Genomic DNA, 22,187 nt, shown 5'->3' on the forward strand with positions numbered 1-22,187 from the left:
CAGGCATGACGGAGGGCATGCCACGCGGCCGGACGATGCTACACGCGCCACTTTTGCGAGGCGCCGAATCGCCCGCCGACGGCGACGGTCATGCGGCCCCGGCGGCGATCGGCCGGCGGCGGCGTTGCGTTCCCGGCCGTCGGGCACGGAAGCATCTGCCGCTCGCGAACCGCAGCCATCCGGAACGGCGCGATCCGATCGTCGGGACGGGCGAGTGTGGGAACGCACGCATGTGCATGCTTTTTTATTCACTGAGTACCTTGGACGTAGGAATTTGCCTCTCCCCGATGTAGGCGCTTCAGCCCCTATTAACAGGGGAATACTGATTAAGGTTCTTGCATCCGACGCCGAGAATCGGCGCATCGAACGACAGGACCGCGGTCCGCGAAAGGCACCCGATGACGAGCGAACAGATGCTTACGGAGATCAAGGAAGCCAACCTCACCTACCTCATGCTCTCCCAGAGCCTGATCCGCCAGGACAAGGCCCAGGCGCTGTTCCGCCTCGGGATCTCGGAGGAATCGGCCGACCTCATCGCCACCCTGTCGCCCTCCCAGATCATGAAGCTCGCCTCCAGCAACATGCTGCTGTGCCGCTTCCGCGCCGACGACGACATGGTGTGGAACCTGCTGACCCAGCACAACCTGCCCGCGCGCACCACCAACGAGTCCACCGCCATGCGCCACGCGAACCCGCTCATGTCCAGCCGCTTCGCCGAAGCCTCGCTCTGACGGGCCATGTTCCCGATGGAGGGCTTGCCATCGCCGGTCGCGTCGTCGACGGGGGACACGCACGACAGAATCGCACCCGCGCACCGGCTGCCCGAGCTTGTCGCTCGGCAGCCAGCCGCGGTCTCGACGGACAATGAAAAAGGCTCGTGGTCCGCGAGCCTTCGCAATACATCGACGACGCGTCCTCCGGTGACCGTCGCGTCATGCCGATTCGCCGGCGCGGCTTATTCAGCCTGCACGCCGGCCGCCCTGATCACCTTGCCCCAGTCCTCGGTCTGACCGCGCACGTACGCCTGGAAGTCCGCTGGCGCCATGACGCCCACGTCGGCCCCCTGATCGGCGAAGCGCCTGGCCAGGTCCGGCGACGCCAGTGCCTTGGCGACTTCCGCCTGCATCCTGTCGACGATCGCCTGCGGCGTGCCTCGGGGCGCGGCAATGCCGAACCAGTTGGTGGCGGTGAAGTCCTTGAGCCCGGCCTGGGCGCTGGTCGGCACGTCGGGCAGGGCGGCCAGGCGCTGCGGCGAGGTCACGAGCAGCGCTCTCGCCTTGCCGCCCTTGACCTGGGCGATCGCCGTGGGGGCCGCTGTCACCAGCATGTCGACCTGGCCCGACACCACCCCCAGCATGGCTTCGCCGGCACCCTTGTAGGGCACGTGCGTGAGCAGCAGCTTGCCGTTCTGCTTGAGGAGTTCGCCGCCCAGATGGGTCGAACTTCCGACGCCGCCCGAACCGAACGTCAGCTTGTCCGGCGCTTTTCTGGCCGCATCCAGCAGGTCCTGCATGGTCTTGTACGGCGAACCGCCACCGACCATCACGACCAGCGGCGTGTTGACGATCCGCGTGACAGGCACCAGCCCGGTGGCGTGATCCCAGGGCAGTTTCTTGAACAGATGCGGCAGCATCGCGTAGGTGGTGTCGTTGATCAGGAAGGTCGTGCCGTCGGGCGCGGCCTTGGCGACGTAATCGGAGCCGATGGTGCCGCTGGCGCCGACCCTGTTCTCGACATAGAGCGACTTGCCCGTCTGCTCGGTGAGCTTCTGCGCGATCTGGCGCGCCGCGTAGTCGGTCGTGCCCGAGGGCGAGTACGGCACCACGAGGCGCACCGGGCGGTCGGGCCAGGACGTCTGTGCCAGCACCGGCGCGACGCTGCTCGACAACACCAGCGCCAGCGCCACACAGAAACGGTTCAGGATTTTCTTCACGAGCGTCTCCAAAGACGGATGGGAATCACGGATCGGGCGTCACGCCGGTGGTGGAGACGATGCCGTTCCACCCGGTGCGTTCGGCTGCGGGACGCTCGACGGCGCACCCTGCTGTCGCACACGGGCCTGGCGTCCTCGGCGCGCGGTGGCGCGAGCGCCGCGGGTCCGGCCCGCCCCGATCGTGTCGCCGCCGGGGCCGGACCCGGCCACCACGTACGGGCCGATGTGGCCGGCACCACCGGGAATGCGGGGCGTCATGGCTCAGGCTCCGAAGACGATCCCTCTGGCCTTCAGGGTGTCGATGTCCGCATCGCTGTAGCCGGCCTCGCGCAGCAGGGCGGTGGTGTGCTCGCCCAGCAGCGGCGGCTGCAGGCGGATGCCGGGGCGCTCGCCGCCCAGGGTCAGCGGCAGCAGCGGCACCTTCGACATCGTCTGGTCGTTCATGCGGATCGGCGCCAGCCCCCCGCTCGCGTTCAGGTGCGGGTCCTCGAACAGGTCGTGCGGCCTGGCGATCGGCGCGAAGGGCAGCTCGTGGGCCTCGAACACCGCCGCCAGCTCCGACGCCGTGCGTCCGGCCAAGTGCGAGCGCAGGATCGGCATCATCCATTCGCGCGCGCGCACGCGGTCGTTGTTGGTCGCCAGGCGCGCGTCGGCGTGCATCTCGCCCAGCCCGAAGGCGCCGCAGAAGATCGCCCACTGCTTGTCGCTGACCACCGCCAGGAAGATCTGCTCGCCACCAGCCACCGTGAAGACGTCGTAGATGCCCCAGGCCGAGATCCGGCTGGGCATGGGGTCGGCGGCACGGCCCGTGGCGGCGAACTGCATCATGTGCTGCGCGACCAGGAAGATGTTGTTCTCGAACAGCGCCGACTGCACCTCGCAGCCCGCCCCCGTCAGCTCGCGCTGGCGCAGCGCGGCCATCGCGCCGATGGCGCCGAACATCCCGCCCATGATGTCGTTCACGCTGGTGCCCGCGCGCAGCGGGTCGCCCGTCCGCCCGGTCATGTAGGCCAGCCCCCCCATCATCTGCACCACCTCGTCCAGGGCGGTGCGATGGTCGTACGGGCCGGGCAGGAAGCCCTTGTGGCTGACGTAGATCAGGCGCGGATGGCGCTGCCGCAGCGTCTCGTAGTCCAGCCCGAGCTTCTTCATGGTGCCGGGCTTGAAGTTCTCGCTGACGATGTCGGCCGTCGCGATCAGGCGCAGGGCCGCCTCGCGCCCCTCGGGGGTCTTCAGGTCCAGCGCGATGCTCAGCTTGTTGCGGTTGAAGGTCGGGAAGAAGCCCGCGCCCGAGCCCAGCAGCCGGCGCGTGTCGTCGCCGCCCACGGGCTCGACCTTGACGACCTCGGCACCCAGGTCGCCCAGCAGCAGGCCGCAGGTCGGCCCCATGACCATGTGGGTGAACTCGACGACCCGGATGCCGGCGTAGGGCAGCGGCGCGGCGGCCGGCGCGGTGGCGATCGGATCATGCATGGGCAAGCTCCTGGACGAAGCCCTTGGGCACGCCCGCCAGGGGCGTCATCCCGTAGACCGGTTCGCCCGGCAGCCCCGCCTGCAGCGGCGCACGCGCCGCGAACAGCGCCTCGAGGTCGATGCCGGTGCGCACGCCCATGGCCTCGAACATGAAGGCCAGGTCCTCGGTCACCACGTTGCCCGAAGCGCCCGGCGCATAGGGGCAACCGCCCAGGCCGCCGAGCGACGCGTCGAAGGTGCGCACGCCCTCCTCCCAGGCCGCCAGGCAGTTGGCCAGTCCGAGGCCGCGCGTGTTGTGCATGTGGGCCGCACCCGCGTGGTCGCCGAGCTCGGCGCGCAGGCGCCGGAACAGGCGCCGGACCTGGGCCGGGTTGGCATGGCCGACCGTGTCCGACAGGCCGGCCTCGTCGGCCCCCGCCCGGACGCACTGCGCGGCCAGCCAGATCACCTCGTCCTCCGGCACGTCGCCCTGGAGCGTGCAGCCGAAGGCCGTCGAGATGCCCGCCTCCAGCCCGACGTGCGGTGCGACGTCGCGGCGCAGTTCGGCGATGGCACGCAGTTCCTCGACCATCGCCTCGCGCGTCTTGCGCACGTTGGCCAGCGAATGCGCGGCGCTGGCGGACACCGGCACGGTGAGCTTGTGCACGCCGGCCTCCAGCGCGGCCTGCGCGCCGCGGCGGTTGGGCACCAGCGCCATGACGGTCAGGCCGGGCAGCGCGATCGCATGGCGCACGACCTCGGCGGCGTCGGCCATCTGCGGCAGCAGCTTGGCCGGAACGAAGGAGGCCACCTCGATCTCGCGCACGCCGGCGGCGTGAAGGGCGTCGATCCAGCGCAGCTTGTCGGCCGTCGGCATGGTCGCCGCGACCGATTGCAGGCCGTCGCGCGGGCCGACCTCGCTGATGAGCACGTCGGGCGTGCGCGGTTTCAGGAATGACATGGATGTCTCGATAACGTGAGGGTGAAGGGTGGATCCGGGCCGTCAGCCCAGACGGTAGACACGTCGTGCCGTGCCTTCGAACAAGGCCTGCTTCTCGTGCGCGGTCGCACCGCTGGCCAGGCGCTTGAAGGCGTTCCAGCAGACCGCGTGGCTGTACGAGCCCTTGTCGACCGGGAAATTGCTCTCGAACATGCACCGCTCGGCACCGAACGCTTCGAGGCAGGTGTGCATCCACGGCGCCCAGCTTCGCGCCAGTTGGATCGACGTGGGCGGCGTGGGCTGCGCTTCGAACTCGAAGCCGTTGATGCGCATGCCCAGCCCCCCGAGTTTCACGAACACATTGGGCAGCCTTGCCAAGGCGTGCATCGACGTCGACCAGGCGTCGAAGCCTTCCCGCCGCCGCTGCGCATGGGCACCGATGCGCACGATGCCGCCGCAGTGGTTGATGACGATCGGCAGGTTGGGGAAGGCCCGGGCCAGGTCCAGGAGTTCGGGCAACTGGGGCGACAGCAGCCACGCGTCATAGGACAGGCCCAATGCGTCGAGTTGCGCCACGCCAGCGCGGTACTTTCCGTCCAGCAGCAGGCCGCGCGGTGCGGCGGTCAGCGGATTGACGAGCGACGCATCGGCGTCCCAGGTCGTCAGATGCCGGACGCCGCGGAATCGGGATCGGCCCGCTTCGACATGCGCTTCCAGCACCGCCCGCACCGCCGCACCCAGGCGCAGGTCGGCATGACCCACGATGCCCATGGCGACCTGGACGCCGTCGCCGCCGAGGGGTGGGGTCGTGGCGACGACGAACTCCGTTTCGCCCACCGGCTTCCGGGCGTCGGGACCTTCGGCGCGGTAGCGGGTCAGCGCCTGCATGTAGACCGAACCCCGCACGTTGTGGCCCGAGGCGGCATCCGCCACGTAGTCGGCGTTCAGGTACTGCCAGCCCGCACGGTCGTAGAAGTGGTGGTGCGCGTCGATGATCGGCAGATCCGGCTCCAGGATCTCTTCCCGGTGCAGCGCAAGCCAGTCGCGCCGGACCGGCAGGTAATTGCCGGTGGTCGCGGTCGAGCGGGGTTTGTTCGAGGAAAGGGCCATGGATGTCGTCGATGGAACGGCCTAGACCTCTCGGACCGCGACCGCTCGCTTGGTTCTACTGCACGGAATTATGTTCCGCCTGAAAGAACTTTCAAGTCGTTGCGACGCGGTTTCATTGCGGGTAAACCCTGACGATTCAGCGTCAGGCGTGTCGCTTCGAGCCGCGTGACCCCAGTGCGAAACTCGGGACGACCGTTTTCCAAGATGACCCATGAACGAAATGACCGAACCCGTTGTTGAAGCTGCGGAGCCCACCAGCGGCGTGGCCGTGCTGGACCGCGCGTTCGCGTTGCTGAGAGCGTTCGGAGTGAGCGATGCGCACCTGACGTTGACGGAACTGTCGCGCCGCACCGGCCTGTACAAGAGCACGGTGCTCAGGCTGCTCGGCGCGCTCGAGCATGGCGGCTACATCCGCAAGACACCCGATGGCCAGTACGGCGTCGGTCCCGAACCCTTGAGGCTCGCCGCGGTGTACCAGAACTCGTTCGCCGTGGCTCAGGTCATCGAGCCGCAGCTCAATCAGCTCAGCATGAGCAGCGGGGAGACGGCTTCCTTCTACATCCGCCGCGACCACCAGCGCGTGGTCCTCTTCCGGGCAGAACCGCCACGCGCCGTGCGGTTCTCCATCCGCGTGGGGGAAGCATTCACGCTGGACCAGGGTGCTTCGGGCAAAGTCCTGATCGCGTTCGCGGGCGGCATCTCGACCGTGCCGCAGCAGGCGCCGCTCTGGCGTGCTTCCTATGGCGAGCGTGACGCGGAAACGGCTTCGCTGGCCGTGCCAATATTCGATGCCATGGGCGAACTCCAGGGCGCGCTCACCCTCTCGGGGCCGAAATCCAGGATGGTTCCACCCGGCACGATGGCCCGTAACTGCGGCTTGCTGCTGGAAGCGGCGCGAAAGGCGGCCGTCTCGCTCGGTGGCAACGAAATCATCTACACATCGGCATCGAGCGAGATCGATGACCGGAACTTCGCCGAGGTCCGAGCCTAGGTGACCGCCACGTCCTCGACGAAGTCCGGTGAGCCATGCGTGCGGACGCATTCGAAGAACCTCCGTTCGCAACGGCGCGATGGTTCCTGCTGCCCACCAACCGCGCATTGTCGATGTCCATTGCCCAACACGACAAAGGCTGGAACATCGATGCCTGCCTTTGCCACGTCGGCCCTTTCGGCTTCTGGTCACCGGTCGGACCATGCAACGTCGACGTGGACCCGACGGGATGCCATGAAGCAGTTCCCGTTCCATCTGGCAGGCGTTCAGACCGTGACTGTTTTTTCTTCATCCACCCGCTCAGGCCATCGAACAAGCAGTGTTGCATCTGGTTGACGACGTCAACCATCGAACAGATCATGGCTTTCGGCAAGAGACATTCAGTGCCTGGATTCAGGAGCATTGCAATGAGAAGACACATCCTCGATGACGCAGCCCTGCTCACTTCCAGGGGTCTCGTTCGGGGCCCCGGTCTAGCCTTGGATTCGATCAAGCGGGTTATATAGGAACTTCTCCAAGTCATTGCTGAGTGGGTTGTAGACGCTGGGGGCGAGCTGTGGTGTGCTTGCTGTGCCTTTCGCGTACATCGCGGATCACGATGGCGTGGCGGCCGGCATCTTTTCGGCATCGACCGGATGCTTACCCTGCTTGTCGGTACAGGGCGTGTGTACGCCCTTGTGGAGGCAGAGACTGAACCGGGTTTGGCAGGCAAATCGCTAATGATGGCTAAGCCTTCTTGCATGTTTTCATATAATCATGAAAACATGCAAGCATGAAATCACTCAATGTCATTTCTTGTTCTGCGGCAGCGATCTTGATCGCCCTTGCCTCTTCTCGTGGAATGCGGATCTGCAGCGGATGCATAGGTCTCTGCTTGGGCTTGGGAGCCACTTGTGGTTGGGCTGCTACGCGCGGCGGCGTCACAGCCTTTGGCGTGATTTGTGGCGCGTTCAACGCGTCGGGGGTTAGAGCAAGTGCTTTAGCCATGATGTTTCACCTTAGATTCAGTTTTTGCATGTTTGCATGTTTGCATGTTTGCATGTTTGCATGTTTGCATGTTTGCATGTTTGCATGTTTGCATGTTTGCATGTTTGCATGTTTGCATGTTTGCATGTTTGCATGTTTGCATGTTTGCATGTTTGCATGTTTGCATGTTTGCATGTTTGCATGTTTTGCGCATTATATGCAAACATGTAGGAATATTCAGCTGGTTAAGTTGATGTGGCTAGTGACATGACGGCTCAGATTTCTCGTTTTTTTGTCAACGTCGTGAGCCAGACCCAGTGATCGAATCGATCGCACAGCTTGGTCTTGACGCCGGGCCGGACCTCCTCGGAAGAAATCACAGCCGACTTCTTACGATGTCACACGAAAAGAATCAAGCCGTTGCCGCGGGGTCCCTTACGGGGCAGAGCTTGAACACATTGAGAAAACTGCGGTCGTGGCGATGTTTGCCGACGACGAGCTGATGGACTTTTTCGTTCTCAAGGGAAGGAACGCGATGGATCTTGCCCACCAGATGAACTCTCGAGCCTCTATCGAGCTCGATTTTTCGACCGCTGGCCTTAGTGCAAACCCTAGTACACTAAAGTACTACATATCGATACGATTTATACATCAACGCACAAGCGAAAAAATCGGTTTACAGCTGGACACTTGTTTCCCCAATTTTATTTCGGGGTGCAAATTGCGCAATAACCATTAGCTAACATTTATCGAAAGTTTGAGAAAAAAATGGCAAGTTTCAGATACTTATGGAAAAACAGAAAAACGTTCGAAGTAGGTACGTCACCTTTTATTAAGGCCTGGGGTAAGCGTTTGTTTTCTTTGAAGGAACTGACTGATAGAAACAGAATTCGTAAATATTTGAATAAAAAAGGCGCTGATATACACGAATGTGCAGAGATAGGAAAAGTAAAAGCTGAGGGTAATAAAAAAAACCTTTCTATCGGAGCTTTCTCGTTTATTGGTCAGGTGGAACTTGCGCTGCACGCCCCAATCGTTATTGGAGAACGTGTTTGTATCAACGATGGAGCGATTATCCTTACCGCATCGCACGACTTGATGGATACGGAGTGGAAACATAAAAAATCTTCTATTGTGATCGAGGATTATGCTTGGATTTGCACAAACGCCATTATATTGCCTGGCGTACGCATTGGCCGGGGTGCAGTAGTTGGTGCAGGTGCTGTTGTGAGCAAAAATGTAGGTCCCGGCGAGATTGTGGCTGGTAATCCAGCCAAATTGGTCTCTAGTAAGCGAATCGAAAATTTAAAATACAATCCGTGTGAGTTTTTGGCGGCCAATCGTGCTTGGTTGGTAGGATAAAAAGAATACCGTGATATTGGGCTCTGAAGCGGTTCAGATCTTCTGGATTCATAAAGCCATCAAAGACGGATGCTCCAGTGATATGAGGCAGATGATCCTAGGCCATTTGCGCTTGGCGTCTGACAACCAATTAACCCTTATCTTTTTCAAAAACACAAGCAATGCCACACACTGTCGAAGTCGGTGTGAGCAATTGGCAGAAATCTACTACTTGCCCCCGAGTTTCTAATACATTTTTTTATAACTGATACGGTAGTGATCATTCATGAATGACCTACTTGGAAAATTTGGGGGCGGTTAAGTGTATGGTCCCGGGATGAGGTGACGCGGATCGATTTTAAAGATGGTCGGGTTTGTTGCCCATGCTTCGGTGATGGCTTGGAAGGGTGTCCGCCATCGCAGAGCTTTCAAATGCTTAGCAAAGTTGAATGCGCATACGAACGCGAGCACATGCGCTTTGAGACTCTCGAGGTCCGGGTAATGGAATGCCTTGATCGTCGCTTCCTTGATGGTACGGTTCATGCGTTCGGCCTGCCCGTTTGTCCAGGGGTGGTAGGGCTTGGTGAGCCTGTGCTCAATGGCGTTTTCGTTGCAGACCCTGCCAAAGATGTGCATTCCCAGCCACGCATGGATAGGCTTGTTTCTATTCTTGGGCAGGTCTGCGAAGGCCATACCGTTGTCGGTGAGGATGGTGTGGATGCGGTACGGGAAGGCCTTGATCACACCGCGCAGGAACTCCGCGCCATTCATCTTGCCGACATCGTCCCGGAACTCTATGTAGGTGAACTTGGAGACTCGATCGATGGCCAGGAACATGTGCACTTTGCCTTGAGCCAGACGCATCTCGGCGCTGTCGATATGCACGTAGCCAATCGCGCTCGGAGCAAACTTTCCCCTTCTGTAAGTGTTGATCTCGCTTGATGGGAGACGAGAAATTCCGTGCCTCACCAGGCAGCGATGCAGACTCGAGCGCGTGAGCTTTGGGATGCTTTCACGCAGGCAGCCCATCACATCGTCCAAAGGCAGCAGGGTTCTGCGCCTGAACTCCACGATGACGGCCTCTTCGGCAGGGGAAAGCACCGTGCTCTTGGGTTGTCGAGGGCCCATTGGCGCGTCTGCCGTCGTGGTGCGACATCGCCACTTCGAGACGGTCGTGCGACTCAGTCCATAACGCTCGGCCAAGACGCTGGTCTTTTCTTTCGACGCTTGGAGCTCGGCACGAACTCTCGGCGTTGTACGGGCGCTGCCATGAAGAACATTTGCCATAACGTTTCTTGCTCCAGTTTGGACAGAATAACGTCACGACTCTCCGGGACTGCACACCTAAGGCCATCGCGCAGTTGCCGGCGCTGTTCCGGCCCACCCCCGCAGCGGCCAAGCGCACGCTGGAGTTCTTCACCGCCCAGATCCGTAACCCGAACACGCGTAAGGCATATGCGCGCTCGGTCTCTAAGTTCGGCGCCTGGTGTGAGGCACATGGACTGCACGACCTGGCCGGCATCGAGCCGGTCCATATGGCAGCCTACATCGAGCAAATGCAGCAGCGTCTATCAGCATCCTCGATCAAGCAGCCTCTGGCCGCATTACACGTGGTGTTCGACTGGCTGGTAGTGGGTCAAGTCATCCCGATGAACCCAGCCAGTTCGGTGAGGAGACCACAGCACTCGGTGCGCAAAGGGAAGACGCCCGTGCTTGCCGCTGACGAAGCTCGGGCCATGCTCGATACGATCGACCTCACCACGCCCATCGGCCTGCGCGATCGGGCGCTGATAGCCCGATGGTCTACACCTTTGCCCGCGTGGGTGCAGCGCTGCAGATGCGGGTGGAGGACGTCTACACCCAGAGCCGCGCACCTGGGTGCGGCTGCACGAGAAGGGCGGCAAGGAGCACGAGATGCCCTGCCATCACCACCTGGAGGAGTACCGCCATGCGTACCTGCAGCAGGAGGCATTGCAGGGCGACAAGAAGGGTTGGCTGTTCCGCTCGGCCAAAGGGCGCTCTGGCGAGCTCTCAGAGCGGCCCATGAGCCAATCTGACGTCTACCGGATGATCGGGCGGCGAGCCGAGGATGCTGACGTCGCCACGAAGATTGGATGCCACTCCTTCTGGGCCACCGGGATCGCGGAGTACCTGCGCAACGGCGGGCGCCTCGAGGTGGCTCAGCAGATGGCCAACCATGAGAGTTCGCGCACCACCGGGCTCTACGACCGGCGCAATGATCAGGTCTCGCTCGATGAGGTTGAGCGGATATTGATTTGAAATTTTTCATCGAGGGTAAAACTCGATCCGTTCTCGGCAACGCAAAAACCTAGTTATTTGGCTCTTCAGGCCTAAGGTGATTTATTGGTCTCGCGCATACAGAAAAACTTCGCACGGCTTGAAACGTGATCTCTGCAAAAAGCGATAACGTATTTCGGGCCTGTTTTTGCAATGTAAGAAACTTTTCTTGAGTCGTTAAGAAAATCCTGAAAAACGTAATCTTTTTTCTGTGGGATTTTCATCAGTGTCGCAGTATCAAAATCCAAAGAAAGAATTTCTGCCTGTTCAAAACCAATGCCTGGTTTTATTGGCGCAATGGCAACAAAACGAATGGATCTGTTGGAAAACTCTTTTTGAAATAATTGAAGTTTTCTCGTGATTTCTAATGCATCTACGGCAAGTTCAGTAATTATACTTGCGGGATATTTGGGAGCCGGTTGGATCAGGGTGATAATTAAAGCATCGTCCGATGCCGTATTTATTTCAACTTTTGAGACTCTTGGATTTAAAATTTTTGGCTTGGAAAGTATAGAGTCTACGCCTAAGACAAATTCTTCCAAGGAGGGGTCAGCGATTGGCTTGTCATCGCGAAATCCATACGCAAATGATGAAAAGACGACGATCATAATGAGCACGCTGATAATCTCCACGCGTGTCGTGCGGTAAACCAGCAAACCCTTGATGAAAACTGCATGCATCTCATTTAACTTTCAAGTCGAGGTTAAATTTTTGGCTATCAGCAGCTATCCGTTTAAGTAATAATTACTAATTTAAAAACTTTATAAATAATTTTATCTCTAAAGTAAATTCAATTGCAAACTATTTAGTGTTGTTCCAATTTGGCTGTTGAAACCTGCTCATTGATTGGATGCTGCGCGTGAGGTTAACGACTGCCTAAGCCCTTGCTGCTCCACTCTGGCGTTGCACCAGACTTCTTGTACGCCTCCGAACTCGGTGCCAACCTCAGGTCTTTTCGCTGCCTCGATCGTTCTCACTCCCGAGGGTCCATCGGCTCAGACTTGCATCGAGCAACGCTGCCACCTTCTCGGTGTGGCTGTGAACGTATGCGGTGAGCTGGTCCAACTGCTCGGTCTTGACTGTGCTGGGCTCGCCCTGGTTAAGCCGCTTGGCAATCTGGTTGAGGTTGCGGCCAATGGCTCGAAGCTGACGCGATGACTCCCAGAGCGCTTGGGTCGTCTCCATCATGAACTGCGGCTGGTGCGTCAGACTGGCTCGCACGCTGTTGGCGACCCAGCGTTGAGGAGAACTGCCCTCAGCTTGTGCCCGGGCAGTCAACGCCTCGAACTCGGAAGGCGTGAACCGAACCGCCAGCCGTTCCTTTGGGCCGTAGTCAGGCGCGCCATCGTGCTCAACCCAACGGCGAACATCGGGCGGGATGTCGTCCTTGATGAGGTAGGCCATCAGGGCACGCAAGGCGACCGAGGGTGTCACGTCCTGCTTGGCACAGTGTTGATCCCACTGGGCCTTCAACGGCGCTGGTACACGCAGTTGATACACGGCGCTCTCCCGGGTTGCACCGATCACAGACTTGCGAGGCATAGTGACCTTTGGGTCATGGAAAGCTCAAACACCGACGTAGTGTGGTACGAAATCCCGGCAAAAGCCTATCCTGCACTAGTCCATCACCCTCTCAAAGTCTTGGTCATGACCAAGACTTTTGTCCTTCTCCACTTCCGCTAGCAATCATGCACGCCGCCCCCTGTCTGCCCTGTCTGCCCTGTCGGGCAGGGTGGAAAAAGGCGGCTGCGCCGCCAGGGCGATGTCGAAAACGTTTCGTCGTGACAAAGCTTTTGCCCGTCTTGGTCGTCCAAGCCAAGACCGTCGTTGCCCTGTTCGTATCTCATCGGACAGAGCGGTAAGGAGCTGCTGTACCGTCAGGAGATGGTCGAAGAGTGCTTGTCAGGACTGTGCTTGGCCTCATCCAGCCATCGGATCCATCCGAGATTCCTTAGTCATGACTAAGGAATCGACCCTGTACAACGACTTGGACAACGACTCACGCGACCTCTTTCTGCCCTGTCGGGCAAGACAAAACAAAGCGGCCGTGACGCGATGGAAGATCGAAAAGTGTTTGTCATGACGAACACTTTGCCGAACCTGTGCGTTTCGGCTGGACCCCGATGAAATCCAACTTGGGGGAAAACGTCCCACGTGTACGAGTCCATCCCTTCCATGAATCGTTGGTCATGACCAACGCAACGACGACAGCCCATAGACCCTCGCTGCCATCTGGCGTACTGACCAGGACTGCGTAAATCCAAGTCCAAGATCTAGTGTTCTGGTTGCTCGAAATCATCAGAGTCGGCGCTGAGATTGTCTTGAAAACGGAAAAAGTCGTTGTAAATCAACGAACTCGATTTTCTTGAGGTTTCTTGTCTTGGCAGCTTGGCCAAGCCAGGTTCAAGCCTTGATCTCTCAGGCACTGGCCCGGCGCTCGGGCCGCCTCGTCTGCGTTGAAATCTCCCCGATCCTGTGGGCTGCCTTACTGGACGTCACCCGTGAGCGCCGCAGGTGCGAATAAGGGCTGCCAGCGAAGTGCAAGGACCGGCTTCGCCGGTGCTAGCACTTCGCCTATCCTGCCCCGTTGCACGCGTCCATCGTCAGACGATCGAAAGCCGATCGAAAGCCGATCGAAGGCCGATTTTTCTGCATTGAAACTCGATCGAAGCCCGACTGGATGCCGATCGAGACCCCAGGGGAAGCCGATCAGCATCCGATTTCGGGAGAAACCTCACTCAACACCCACTCAGCACCCACTCAGCACCCACTCGACACCCATTCAACACTCACTCAGCACCCACTCGACACCCACTCGACACCCATTCAACACTCACTCAGCATCCACTCGACACCCACTCAGCACCGGTCACGCTGCAGCCCAAATGCAGCATCGCAACGGAGCAGGATATGCGCTGTACCTGTACGAGCAAGCCCGCCCAGTCCCAGCGCCCTGCCCTTGCTTGCACCTGCGGCGCTCACGGGTGCTGTCATGCAAGGCATGACCATGGTCATCTCCCTGCCGGTCGCCTGTTTCTCGCATGGCAGGTCCTATGGCCATTCTTGAAGCAATGCAGACTTGCCTGTCGACTAACCCACTGCACCAGTTCCGTCGATTAGTAGCTGTTGATCCGCGCAAGCTGTAGCGGCTCCTTTTGAACTGATAAAGCAAGCCGACGAGATCCATGTGGCGATGCGGAAGGCGGCGCGAACCGCCTTCAAAGCACAGTCATGGGACACCGCGGGCTTGCAGGCCATTCGGATCAAAGGCGCGGCTGGTGAATTCCGTCGCGGCGTCTGGACCTGCTCTATTGAGAACAGCGTCACCACGTTCCTGGCCAGATTGTTGGCCTCGGCAATGAGCTACAGGCTCACCGCACACTGAGTAAGTGCACAAACCAGATGGCCAATAGCCGTGTCTCAAAGCCAGCTTAGCCAAGACGCGGAGACAGACTGGGAGTGTCGAAGTTCTGTCGCCGCGACAAGCATGTCGCTTGATCGACCAACCCTTCGCTGCTTGTTCAACCTGCAGGTGTACGAACGACTCAGACTGAGGAATCCGTTGGACGCTCTTGCCGAAACAATTGAATGCGGCATACATACAAGCATCAGACCGAATAGAAAGCACCAAGCATTCTGAAATTCAAATTGATTCTTGCACGCTATTCTGAATACAACATCAATTTAATTATGAAAAACTAATAGACCTTATTTTTTTATTGAATAATTCATATCAGCTCTAATGAGTTTTTTGAGTATATCAATTCTTAAACTGCTTGATTATCAAATTGTCAAATGAAGCTTAAGATGGACATCATCAAAGCGGCTGCGATATTTTCGTCGATATGACTTAGGAAGTCTTGCGAACGCTTAGAGTCAATCGATGGAAATCACACCCAACATCGTGGTCGTCGGTGCCTCGGCCGGGGGCGTCGAGGCGCTGAGCGCATTGCTTGGTGCGCTTCCTTCAGATCTCCCCGCAGCCGTCTTCGTCGTGCTGCACATCCCGTCGCATACGGACAGCGGGTTGCACCTCGTCCTGGACCGCGTCAGCGCACTGCGCGTGGTGAGTGCCTCTAATGGCCAGGCAATCGAGCCCGGGACCGTGTACGTTGCGCCCACGGACCGCCACCTCATGGTCTTAACCGACACCGTGAGGGTCACGCGCGGCCCCGAGGAATGTCGTGTTCGCCCCGCCATCGACGTGCTCTTTCGCTCCGCTGCGGCACACCACGGTGCACGCGTGATCGGTGTGATCCTGACGGGGACGCTTGACGATGGAACGGCAGGGCTCTGGGCCATTAAGGATCATCAGGGCGTCGGCTTGGTCCAAGATCCCAAGGAGGCGGCTTTCTCATCTATGGCCGAAAGCGCGATTGCCCATGTCTCAGTCGATCTAGTGGCACCCCTGCATGAGCTGGCTCAAGAAATCGTTCGCCGCACACACGAGGCCCACGTCGTGACGCCTAAAGACCCCACCGCTGGCGAGCGTCACAGAATCGAGAACGAGATCGCGCACAACGGCAACGGCCTGAGGAGCGGCGTCATGAACCTGGGCGCAGTCTCAAAGTACACGTGTCCGGATTGTCACGGCGTCCTGGTTCAGATCGAGGAGGGATCGATCGTGCGGTTCCGCTGTCACACCGGACACGCTTTCTCTTTGCAGACGCTCATCGCTGAAGTCAACGATGCAATCGACACCGGGCTGTGGGACACGCTGCGCGCCGTTGAAGAACGCGTGATGCTGCTGCATCAGATGGCGGACCTGGCACGAAGCTCAGGCGCGGTGAGCGACGCCGATCGCCTGCATGCCTTGGCCGACGAGACCGAGCAGCGGTTGCAGCCGCTTCGCGATCTGGTGATGGATCCTCGCTTTTTCGGCCACGATGCCAAGGAGTGAACAGGCGGAACAGCTCGTTGGCACCGACAAGACGACTTCCCAGGCTAAACGGAGAATGCCTGACATGGCGTTTCACGGCATCAGAGACTCTGAGAGTGCCACTTCCAGCACTTGGATTCTTTATCCAGACCTACCAACGCGATGACTGATCTCTTTGCCTGATTTTCCATGGCAGCCGCTAATTTGCGTCGTTTGATCTCTTCACAGGAGCGCAACGATGCATGTGGTGATGCGCGCGACGGGTAATTTCGGTTCGGCGGTTGCAAACGCCTTGTTGCGCCGCAGCGAAGCAGTGACCATCTGCGCCCGCCATCCCGAAGCTGCTCAGGACTGGCGCGCCACGGGGGCCTCGGTCGCGATGGCCGACGCCGAGGACTTCAGGTCGTTGAAAGCCGCGTTCCAATGCGACCTCAACCCTCCGGTCGATCCTTCCGGCGACTCCGATGCCACTGAACTGGTGGCGTTCAAGGACAAGCGTCACTGACTTCAGTTCTTTGTCTGTCCGGTGCGGCACCGACGTCGTGAGGCCCCGCACCAGCCACGGCAGGCGATGACGTGGATGCCGGCTGCTTGCAAACAGCTCTGAGCGATCACGCGATGGCCAGCAGGCTAGGGACAGAGGCGGCTAGTTGCGATGCAGAAGCAGCCGCAACGTCCACGAGAGGTCGTTTTGTTTCCTCCTCACTTGACGACAACGGCCAGCTGCGCCAGATTGACAGTTAAAGTCTGACACTATGACTGACCATTACCGCCGCCTCGCCGTCTTTGTCGACCGTTCGAACGAGGAGCACTTTCTTTGGGTGATCCTGGAAAGCACCGACGATCCGGCGGTCTGGCTTGATCTTGAAACGGGTGACGCGTCGTACCCGTCGTGGATTGAAGCGCACGAGGCTGGCAATGAAGCTTTGATGGCCTACGTCGACGATGAGGCCATCGGACCCGTGACCGAAGGCACACTCGATGACAGTGACGTCGAGGACGACTAGGGTTGCATTGACAGTCCGTTTGGAAAAGCAGCTCGAGAAGACAAAAAGGCACGCTTAAAAGGCGTTGGTCGACAAAATCGCCCTATGCGTGTTCAAAACTTTTTTTGATGGGTCTAGGCAATTTCATATCTTGGAGCCATCCCAAGAAACCTACACGCGACCGATGTCAACTATGATGAGTGGAGCTTTGCTGCACCCTACCTTGTCCTCATGACCCGGACGCCCCCGCAGCGTGAGCACAGCTTGCGGGAGGTGTTCAACGCTCTGCGATGGATCCTGCGGGCTGGATCGCCTTGGCGACTGCTGCCCAACGACTTCATCCTAGGAGGGGGTCTACCGACGCCCATGTGAACGGCTGCCTGCGTCGTTACCTACCTGATAACGGCGCACGCTGTGTTGACCCCGGACTGGCTTCGGGCGCTTGGCCCCGCAAAATCTTCCCCGTCTTCCCCATCATCAACCCCACCCACGTGACAACGCAGAATCCCAAGAACAGCACGAGAAATAGGAGGCCTGAGAGACGGCCTAGAGCTTCAATGGTCGGCATCGTGAGCATCGCCCCAATAGGGCCGATCACAAGCAAGGCAATCTTGAGTTTTCGCATGATTCTGAGGTTAGTTCGGCGGTCTCAGGGTCCGGTGATGCCAAATTAAAAACTTCCCGAAGATCCGTGACACATCCCTTGATAAGACGACCTTTGTTGTCTCAGGACTCGATCGCCTCGTCGTGGACTCGTAGGCATTGGATGTCGTTGCCGTCTGCAGCGCCAGCGATCTATCAGATCAAAGCCAAAGCGAGCATTGTTCTGAACACTAGTTCGGTTTTTCTCACTTGGTAAGCATCAATACAATTTTGATTGTGTATAACAATATCTGTTAAAGGCATTTTTCAGAATAAAAATGTAGAAATTTCGATCAGACTTTTAGATTTAAGCTGTATCTCATAGATCATTTTGATCCTGGCTTTTTTTTGGACACTGTATGTGCTTGCCCAAATTGCATGTTCTATGTTCTGCGTTCGTGTCGTTCGGACTGGTAGCTTCTGCCGGTGCGAGCCCTCCACGTGCACCTGCCAGAATCTGGCGCAACTCCATCGGCATGCCATTTGTGCGAATTCCAGCGGGCAGCTTTTTCATGGGCAGCAGCGAGTCCAATGCAGCATTGGCAAAGTCTTATCCACTGATGGAGCAGCGACGTTTGGTGGACCTAGACGACGAGGCTCCTGTTCATGCCGTGCGCATCAGTCATGCTTCGAGATCAAAGTTCATGCGGGCCGGTCTCGTAGGCGTTGTGCTTCGAAGCTTGGCGCTCGTCGCTGCAGCAGAGCATCGGCTTCATTGAGCGCAAGCTTGCGGGGAATTTTGCCGCTACCAGAACTTCCACCATGGCGGGGAAGCTGGAATGGCTGAGAAAGGCCGGATGGTCGCGAGACCGGGTTGAAGCCGTCGGAGCTCCTCCAGCTCCAGCACGCGGGCGATCTTGTGGGCTTCGAGGTTACCTCGCAGGGCTTGCACGCGCCATCGCATGACTTCCTGCCTTAAGTCCTGATCGTCCACGTCGCGAAGCTCGGCAGCGAACTGAGCAGCAAGGGAGCTTTTCACGGTCATTCCCGAAATGGCGGCGGCACATGCCACAGTTCGGCGGGCAATCCGGGCGGCTGCTTGGATTCCTTCACCCACGACTGGATGAGGCTGGTTGCCGCGGCATTTCGCGCATCCATGCGACCCCTTGAAGCGGGTACCCGCAGCAAAACACGGCCCATCCGACGAGAACCTGTTTCAGCCGATTAGCCGTCGGTATTCGTGGGCGACGATGGCATGGCACTCGCATGCTCTGGCTTCTAGACCTTGGCGGTCCGCGAGATCGATGCGCCCACGGGCGTAACGGATCAGACCGGCCGCCTGCAGCGCACCGGCGGCCTCGGTCACGGTCTCGCGGCGTACGCCCAGCATCGTCGAAATCGTTTCCTGGGTCATCGACAGCCGCTGGTCGTCGAGCCGGTCAAACATCAGCAGCAGCCAGCGACACAGATGCTGGTCCAGCGTGTGCTGGCGGTTGCAAACAGCCGTTTGCGAAACCTGGGTGAACAGGGCCTGCACGAAGAGCAGCAGTCGCCGCAGGACGAGGCCACCGCGAGCCACCTCGACCCTGAGCAAATCAGCAGGCAGTTGCCAGACCTCGCCTGGAATTTGCATGAGGGCCTGGTAGGGCATGACATCGCCGCCTGTGACGACCGGCACGCCAACAAACCCTTCCCGTCCCGTTACCGCGACCTCTACGGTCGAGCCGTCTTCCTAGAGATGGACCAGCGAAACGATTGCCGTGGTGGGAAAGTAGACATGCTGAGGTTTTTCATGCGCTCTCACGAGCACATGACCCGCTGACAAGTCCAGTGCACGCAAATGAGGCAGCCAGCGCGCCATGTCTGGCGCATCCAGGGCAGCAAGAAAGCGGTTAGTCGTCCATCCTGAGGAAGAAGGTGTCATGGCAAAACATCCTGGGCGAGCCAAGATTGTGCGGGACCACCGCCGACGTCGTCTGCCCTCCCCCTGAGTGACTGAGATCAACTTCTCTGCAGGACGCCATGTTGAACCTCCTCTTGGTCAATCTCAGGTTTTGAAGTGGCAACCCAGCATGAACAACACATTGATAAGTCACGACTGCCGGATCTGTCATTATTTAAGTGAAAAGCATTAATTGACATATGCCTACATTGCCGGTACTAAAACTGACCGTCAGTCAGCGAATATATGCAGTGGCGTGTAAATACTGCCAATTTAGCCGTGTCCACGTAGCGGACTTGTAATCCAGTCCGCATGGGCCGATACAGGCGTACGTATACATTAGTTATCAGTTAAATATATCTTCTACTGACTGCCTCTAGCATCGCTTCTGACAGGTAGAGTTGGCAGCAGCAAATATGCTGCTGACATCTAATGGAGAATTTAATGCTTTTTTCTCAACACTTTGACCGTTCCATTGCCGTTTTGACAGCCTTGTCTGCTTCCGCGTTGCTCGCAGCTTGCGGCTCCATGGACAAGTCCATGACTGGGCCTGCCTTCAACCAATCGTCCCTTCCACCGTCAATTCAGGTGCCTGTTGGAAACCGGGTTGCCATGGAAACGGTTGGCACTGGGGATATCACATATGAGTGCCGTGACAAAGCCAACGCTGCTGGCCAGACCGAATGGGTGTTCGTGGGACCTGATGCCCTGCTGAAGGATCGCAACGGCAAGCAGGTTGGCAAGTACTACGGCCCGCCTGCCACGTGGGAATCGACGGACGGTTCAAAGTTGACTGCCACGCAGCTCGCTGTGGCGCCTTCAGGCTCGAACAGCCTTCCTTATCAGGTCGTCAAAGCCAATCCCGCCATGGGCAACGGCATGATGACCGGCGTCACTTACATCCAGCGTGTGGCTCTGCAAGGTGGTGTTGCACCCGTTTCCACGCCTTGCACGCCCGAACTCAAGGGACAGAAACAGAAAGTGAAGTACCAGGCCGATTACATCTTCTGGAAGGCGTCTTGAAGCAAGGCGGCAGCATCGCGTAACGGTCCCGGCATGAGACTCGCTTGATATCGGGCTCTGTTTCAAGCCAATAGGTTTGCAGCGCGTTATAAAAGGTTCGCCATGTCAGAGATTCGCACAGGCGAGGCAACATTACGGCTGCAGGCCCGCCAATGAATCCGGCTTCCTGCTTCTACGGACCAAGCATGGATGTGTCGGCATGAGCAGACGCAAGAGCTTGGCATGCGATGGGAGAGATGAGCGCTGTTCGCACCCGCTGCGATACGGCCGGCATATTTCGATCATTCGCCACTGTTGCTGCGGCTCAGTGCGATGCTGTTGCTTTTGCTGTTTGCTCCTGCTTGTTTTACCTATCGCTTAGAAGCTGATCGGCTCGTCCTCGACGAGCGCACGCAAGTTCGCAGTCTGTTTGACCAGCAACTGCCGGCTTTGCGCAACCTGGTTCGCTTCATCCTCCTCGCCCACCTTGCGGTAAGCCGCTTCCACGGTGGCAAGCAGGAGGGTTTGCTCCTGAAGCGCACGCACCGCCTTCCACAGGGCTTGGTCAGCGGTTTCCTCGAGGGCGTGCTGCAGGGTCTTGAGCGTGTAGGCATGACCGGTATGACAGCGAAAGCGTATCGGACTGTTCCTTTCGAGCTGCCACAGGCTGCCGCTGCAATCGGGACACACGAACGTGCTCGGACTCGCTATGGCGCTCAAATGCTCCACGGGATCTCCCTGCGCCAGGGCCAAAGCCTGCTCATGCAACAGGTGCGAGGGTTGTTCCGGTGACATGTCCGAGGTGTGCATGGCCAGCGTGCTCAGCACATCGGCCATGCCGTTGATCGGCCCGCAGTGGTCGATGTGCACATGCTTGAGCGCGCTGCGCGGCATGCTCGGCTCCAGTGCATCGTCGGGATCCTGTACCACGGTCAATCCCCCACATTCCTTGATCGCCTGCAGACCCGCCGTCCCATCGTCCATGGTACCGGTCAAGACCACCCCCACCGCGGCGGGACCGTAGCTCAAGGCGGCTGACACGAACAACGGATCGATGGCGGGCCGGGTGAAATGCTCTTTGGGTCCCTTGGTCAGTCGGACATGACCGTTCTCGACGAGCAAATGATGGTCTGGCGGTGCCACGTAGATGCGACCGGCCAGCAAGCATTCTCCGTGCTTCGCACGGGCTGCGGGCAATGGACCACGTGAGGACAGGATCTCAGGCAGGACGCTGTGGTGACTGCCAATGTGCAAAACCACAAGAACGGGTAATGGAAACGTCGATGGCAACTGTGAAACCAGTGTCGATAAGGCGCCCACACCCCCGGCCGAGGCACCGATCACGACCACCCCTAGTTTCATTCCGGTGCCACTTGCGTTTGTTTTTTCTGATGCCATCAAATTAAAAATTGATCCGATATTTTTCTGACGCTGCCAAAGACGTCTTTTGCCAGTATTGGTTCTCTGGCTATAAGCAAGAACGATTGATCGTACATCGACAGATCGCAGGAACGCACAATGGCAACTATTTGGTCGAATGCGTTTGTAATACAAATTGAAGCGTATTCCATTACTATCTTTAATGGCTATTTCTGACAGGCTTAGGCACGTCGTTTGCTCACACGACCTTGGGCGTTCCAAGAGAGTTACATCTCTACAAGTAGCAAGCCTGCAAAACGCACACTTAACAAGGTCAGTAAGACCCCAACCGACACACTCGGGAGGCACTGCCTTTCTTGAAACCTGCTGGCAGCCTTCGACATTC

General features: G+C 58.7%; 16 protein-coding genes and 4 pseudogenes. 9 read left to right on the forward strand and 11 right to left on the reverse strand.

Annotation, left to right across the window (positions count from 1 at the left end):
* Nucleotides 1–398: 398 nt before the first annotated feature.
* Nucleotides 399–731: a flagellar transcriptional regulator FlhD gene (gene flhD / locus NF681_03395; protein UST52719.1), complete on the forward strand. Its 333-nt coding sequence runs from the start codon at nt 399–401 to the stop codon at nt 729–731.
* A 224-nt stretch (nt 732–955) separates the two neighbouring features.
* Here flhD and NF681_03400 read toward each other — a convergent pair whose 3' ends face one another.
* The 4 genes from NF681_03400 to NF681_03415 form a co-directional block, all read right to left on the reverse strand.
* Nucleotides 956–1,933 (reverse strand): tripartite tricarboxylate transporter substrate binding protein, encoded by a 978-nt coding sequence (locus NF681_03400; GenBank protein ID UST52720.1) that lies wholly within the window; start codon nt 1,931–1,933, stop codon nt 956–958.
* Between the two features lie 261 nt (nt 1,934–2,194).
* Nucleotides 2,195–3,406, reverse strand: coding sequence for a CoA transferase (locus tag NF681_03405; protein UST52721.1), 1,212 nt, complete (start codon nt 3,404–3,406; stop codon nt 2,195–2,197).
* Nucleotides 3,399–4,346, reverse strand: coding sequence for a hydroxymethylglutaryl-CoA lyase (locus NF681_03410; GenBank protein ID UST52722.1), 948 nt, complete (start codon nt 4,344–4,346; stop codon nt 3,399–3,401). Before NF681_03410 ends, NF681_03405 begins: the two co-directional genes overlap by 8 nt.
* 42 nt (nt 4,347–4,388) lie before the next feature.
* On the reverse strand, nt 4,389–5,435 hold the full coding sequence (locus NF681_03415) for an amidohydrolase family protein (protein ID UST52723.1): 1,047 nt from the start codon (nt 5,433–5,435) through the stop codon (nt 4,389–4,391).
* 211 nt (nt 5,436–5,646) lie between these two features.
* Between NF681_03415 and NF681_03420 the strand changes: the two genes are divergently transcribed.
* Entirely contained in the window at nt 5,647–6,426 is a 780-nt protein-coding gene (locus tag NF681_03420) for an IclR family transcriptional regulator (protein ID UST52724.1), read from the forward strand.
* Between the two features lie 726 nt (nt 6,427–7,152).
* On the opposite strand, the gene NF681_03425 is transcribed toward NF681_03420, so the two are convergent.
* Nucleotides 7,153–7,413, reverse strand: a complete 261-nt coding sequence (locus NF681_03425) for a hypothetical protein (GenBank protein ID UST52725.1) — start codon at nt 7,411–7,413, stop codon at nt 7,153–7,155.
* Nucleotides 7,414–8,559: 1,146 nt separating this feature from the next.
* Here NF681_03425 and NF681_03430 point away from each other — a divergent pair.
* A pseudogene (locus tag NF681_03430) lies at nt 8,560–8,673 on the forward strand (hypothetical protein).
* 378 nt (nt 8,674–9,051) lie between these two features.
* Here NF681_03430 and NF681_03435 read toward each other — a convergent pair.
* Nucleotides 9,052–10,020, reverse strand: coding sequence for an IS481 family transposase (locus NF681_03435; protein UST52726.1), 969 nt, complete (start codon nt 10,018–10,020; stop codon nt 9,052–9,054).
* Nucleotides 10,021–10,085: 65 nt separating this feature from the next.
* On the opposite strand from NF681_03435, the pseudogene NF681_03440 reads away from it, so the two are divergent.
* Nucleotides 10,086–11,013: pseudogene (locus NF681_03440) on the forward strand (site-specific integrase).
* A 71-nt stretch (nt 11,014–11,084) separates the two neighbouring features.
* Here the strand turns inward: NF681_03440 and NF681_03445 are convergent.
* Both NF681_03445 and mobC read right to left on the reverse strand, forming a co-directional pair.
* Nucleotides 11,085–11,711, reverse strand: coding sequence for a hypothetical protein (locus NF681_03445; GenBank protein ID UST52727.1), 627 nt, complete (start codon nt 11,709–11,711; stop codon nt 11,085–11,087).
* Between the two features lie 265 nt (nt 11,712–11,976).
* Nucleotides 11,977–12,531, reverse strand: coding sequence for a plasmid mobilization relaxosome protein MobC (gene mobC, locus NF681_03450; GenBank protein UST52728.1), 555 nt, complete (start codon nt 12,529–12,531; stop codon nt 11,977–11,979).
* 2,383 nt (nt 12,532–14,914) lie between these two features.
* Between mobC and NF681_03455 the strand changes: the two genes are divergently transcribed.
* The 4 genes and pseudogenes from NF681_03455 to NF681_03470 all read left to right on the forward strand — a co-directional run bounded on the left by NF681_03455 (nt 14,915) and on the right by NF681_03470 (nt 17,235).
* Nucleotides 14,915–15,931, forward strand: a complete 1,017-nt coding sequence (locus NF681_03455) for a chemotaxis protein CheB (GenBank protein ID UST52729.1) — start codon at nt 14,915–14,917, stop codon at nt 15,929–15,931.
* Nucleotides 15,932–16,148: 217 nt separating this feature from the next.
* Nucleotides 16,149–16,415 carry an NAD(P)H-binding protein gene (locus tag NF681_03460; protein ID UST52730.1) on the forward strand — a complete coding sequence of 89 codons (267 nt, stop codon included), beginning with the start codon at nt 16,149–16,151 and terminating at the stop codon, nt 16,413–16,415.
* A 250-nt stretch (nt 16,416–16,665) separates the two neighbouring features.
* Nucleotides 16,666–16,917, forward strand: coding sequence for a hypothetical protein (locus NF681_03465; protein ID UST52731.1), 252 nt, complete (start codon nt 16,666–16,668; stop codon nt 16,915–16,917).
* Between the two features lie 138 nt (nt 16,918–17,055).
* A pseudogene (locus NF681_03470) lies at nt 17,056–17,235 on the forward strand (transposase).
* Between the two features lie 1,048 nt (nt 17,236–18,283).
* Here NF681_03470 and NF681_03475 read toward each other — a convergent pair.
* Both NF681_03475 and NF681_03480 read right to left on the reverse strand, forming a co-directional pair.
* On the reverse strand, nt 18,284–18,517 hold the full coding sequence (locus NF681_03475) for a hypothetical protein (GenBank protein UST52732.1): 234 nt from the start codon (nt 18,515–18,517) through the stop codon (nt 18,284–18,286).
* Between the two features lie 177 nt (nt 18,518–18,694).
* Nucleotides 18,695–19,402, reverse strand: a pseudogene (locus tag NF681_03480) (Crp/Fnr family transcriptional regulator).
* 462 nt (nt 19,403–19,864) lie between these two features.
* Here NF681_03480 and NF681_03485 point away from each other — a divergent pair.
* Nucleotides 19,865–20,443: a DUF3455 domain-containing protein gene (locus NF681_03485; protein ID UST52733.1), complete on the forward strand. Its 579-nt coding sequence runs from the start codon at nt 19,865–19,867 to the stop codon at nt 20,441–20,443.
* A 357-nt stretch (nt 20,444–20,800) separates the two neighbouring features.
* Here NF681_03485 and NF681_03490 read toward each other — a convergent pair whose 3' ends face one another.
* Nucleotides 20,801–21,784, reverse strand: a complete 984-nt coding sequence (locus tag NF681_03490; GenBank protein UST52890.1) for a chemotaxis protein CheB — start codon at nt 21,782–21,784, stop codon at nt 20,801–20,803.
* Nucleotides 21,785–22,187: the final 403 nt, after the last annotated feature.

It is taken from the genome of Comamonadaceae bacterium OTU4NAUVB1, assembly GCA_024372625.1.
Classification (GTDB): domain Bacteria; phylum Pseudomonadota; class Gammaproteobacteria; order Burkholderiales; family Burkholderiaceae_C; genus Variovorax.

What these genes read in the sequence shown, in the direction of transcription:
- flhD (UST52719.1), top strand. Translation starts at nt 399, where the DNA reads ATGACGAGCGAACAGATGCTTACGGAGATCAAGGAAGCCAACCTCACC.
- NF681_03405 (UST52721.1), bottom strand. Translation starts at nt 3,406, where the DNA reads ATGCATGATCCGATCGCCACCGCGCCGGCCGCCGCGCCGCTGCCCTAC.
- NF681_03410 (UST52722.1), bottom strand. Translation starts at nt 4,346, where the DNA reads ATGTCATTCCTGAAACCGCGCACGCCCGACGTGCTCATCAGCGAGGTC.
- NF681_03415 (UST52723.1), bottom strand. Translation starts at nt 5,435, where the DNA reads ATGGCCCTTTCCTCGAACAAACCCCGCTCGACCGCGACCACCGGCAAT.
- NF681_03420 (UST52724.1), top strand. Translation starts at nt 5,647, where the DNA reads ATGAACGAAATGACCGAACCCGTTGTTGAAGCTGCGGAGCCCACCAGC.
- NF681_03425 (UST52725.1), bottom strand. Translation starts at nt 7,413, where the DNA reads ATGGCTAAAGCACTTGCTCTAACCCCCGACGCGTTGAACGCGCCACAA.
- NF681_03435 (UST52726.1), bottom strand. Translation starts at nt 10,020, where the DNA reads ATGGCAAATGTTCTTCATGGCAGCGCCCGTACAACGCCGAGAGTTCGT.
- NF681_03445 (UST52727.1), bottom strand. Translation starts at nt 11,711, where the DNA reads ATGCATGCAGTTTTCATCAAGGGTTTGCTGGTTTACCGCACGACACGC.
- NF681_03455 (UST52729.1), top strand. Translation starts at nt 14,915, where the DNA reads ATGGAAATCACACCCAACATCGTGGTCGTCGGTGCCTCGGCCGGGGGC.
- NF681_03460 (UST52730.1), top strand. Translation starts at nt 16,149, where the DNA reads ATGCATGTGGTGATGCGCGCGACGGGTAATTTCGGTTCGGCGGTTGCA.
- NF681_03465 (UST52731.1), top strand. Translation starts at nt 16,666, where the DNA reads ATGACTGACCATTACCGCCGCCTCGCCGTCTTTGTCGACCGTTCGAAC.
- NF681_03485 (UST52733.1), top strand. Translation starts at nt 19,865, where the DNA reads ATGCTTTTTTCTCAACACTTTGACCGTTCCATTGCCGTTTTGACAGCC.
- NF681_03490 (UST52890.1), bottom strand. Translation starts at nt 21,784, where the DNA reads ATGAAACTAGGGGTGGTCGTGATCGGTGCCTCGGCCGGGGGTGTGGGC.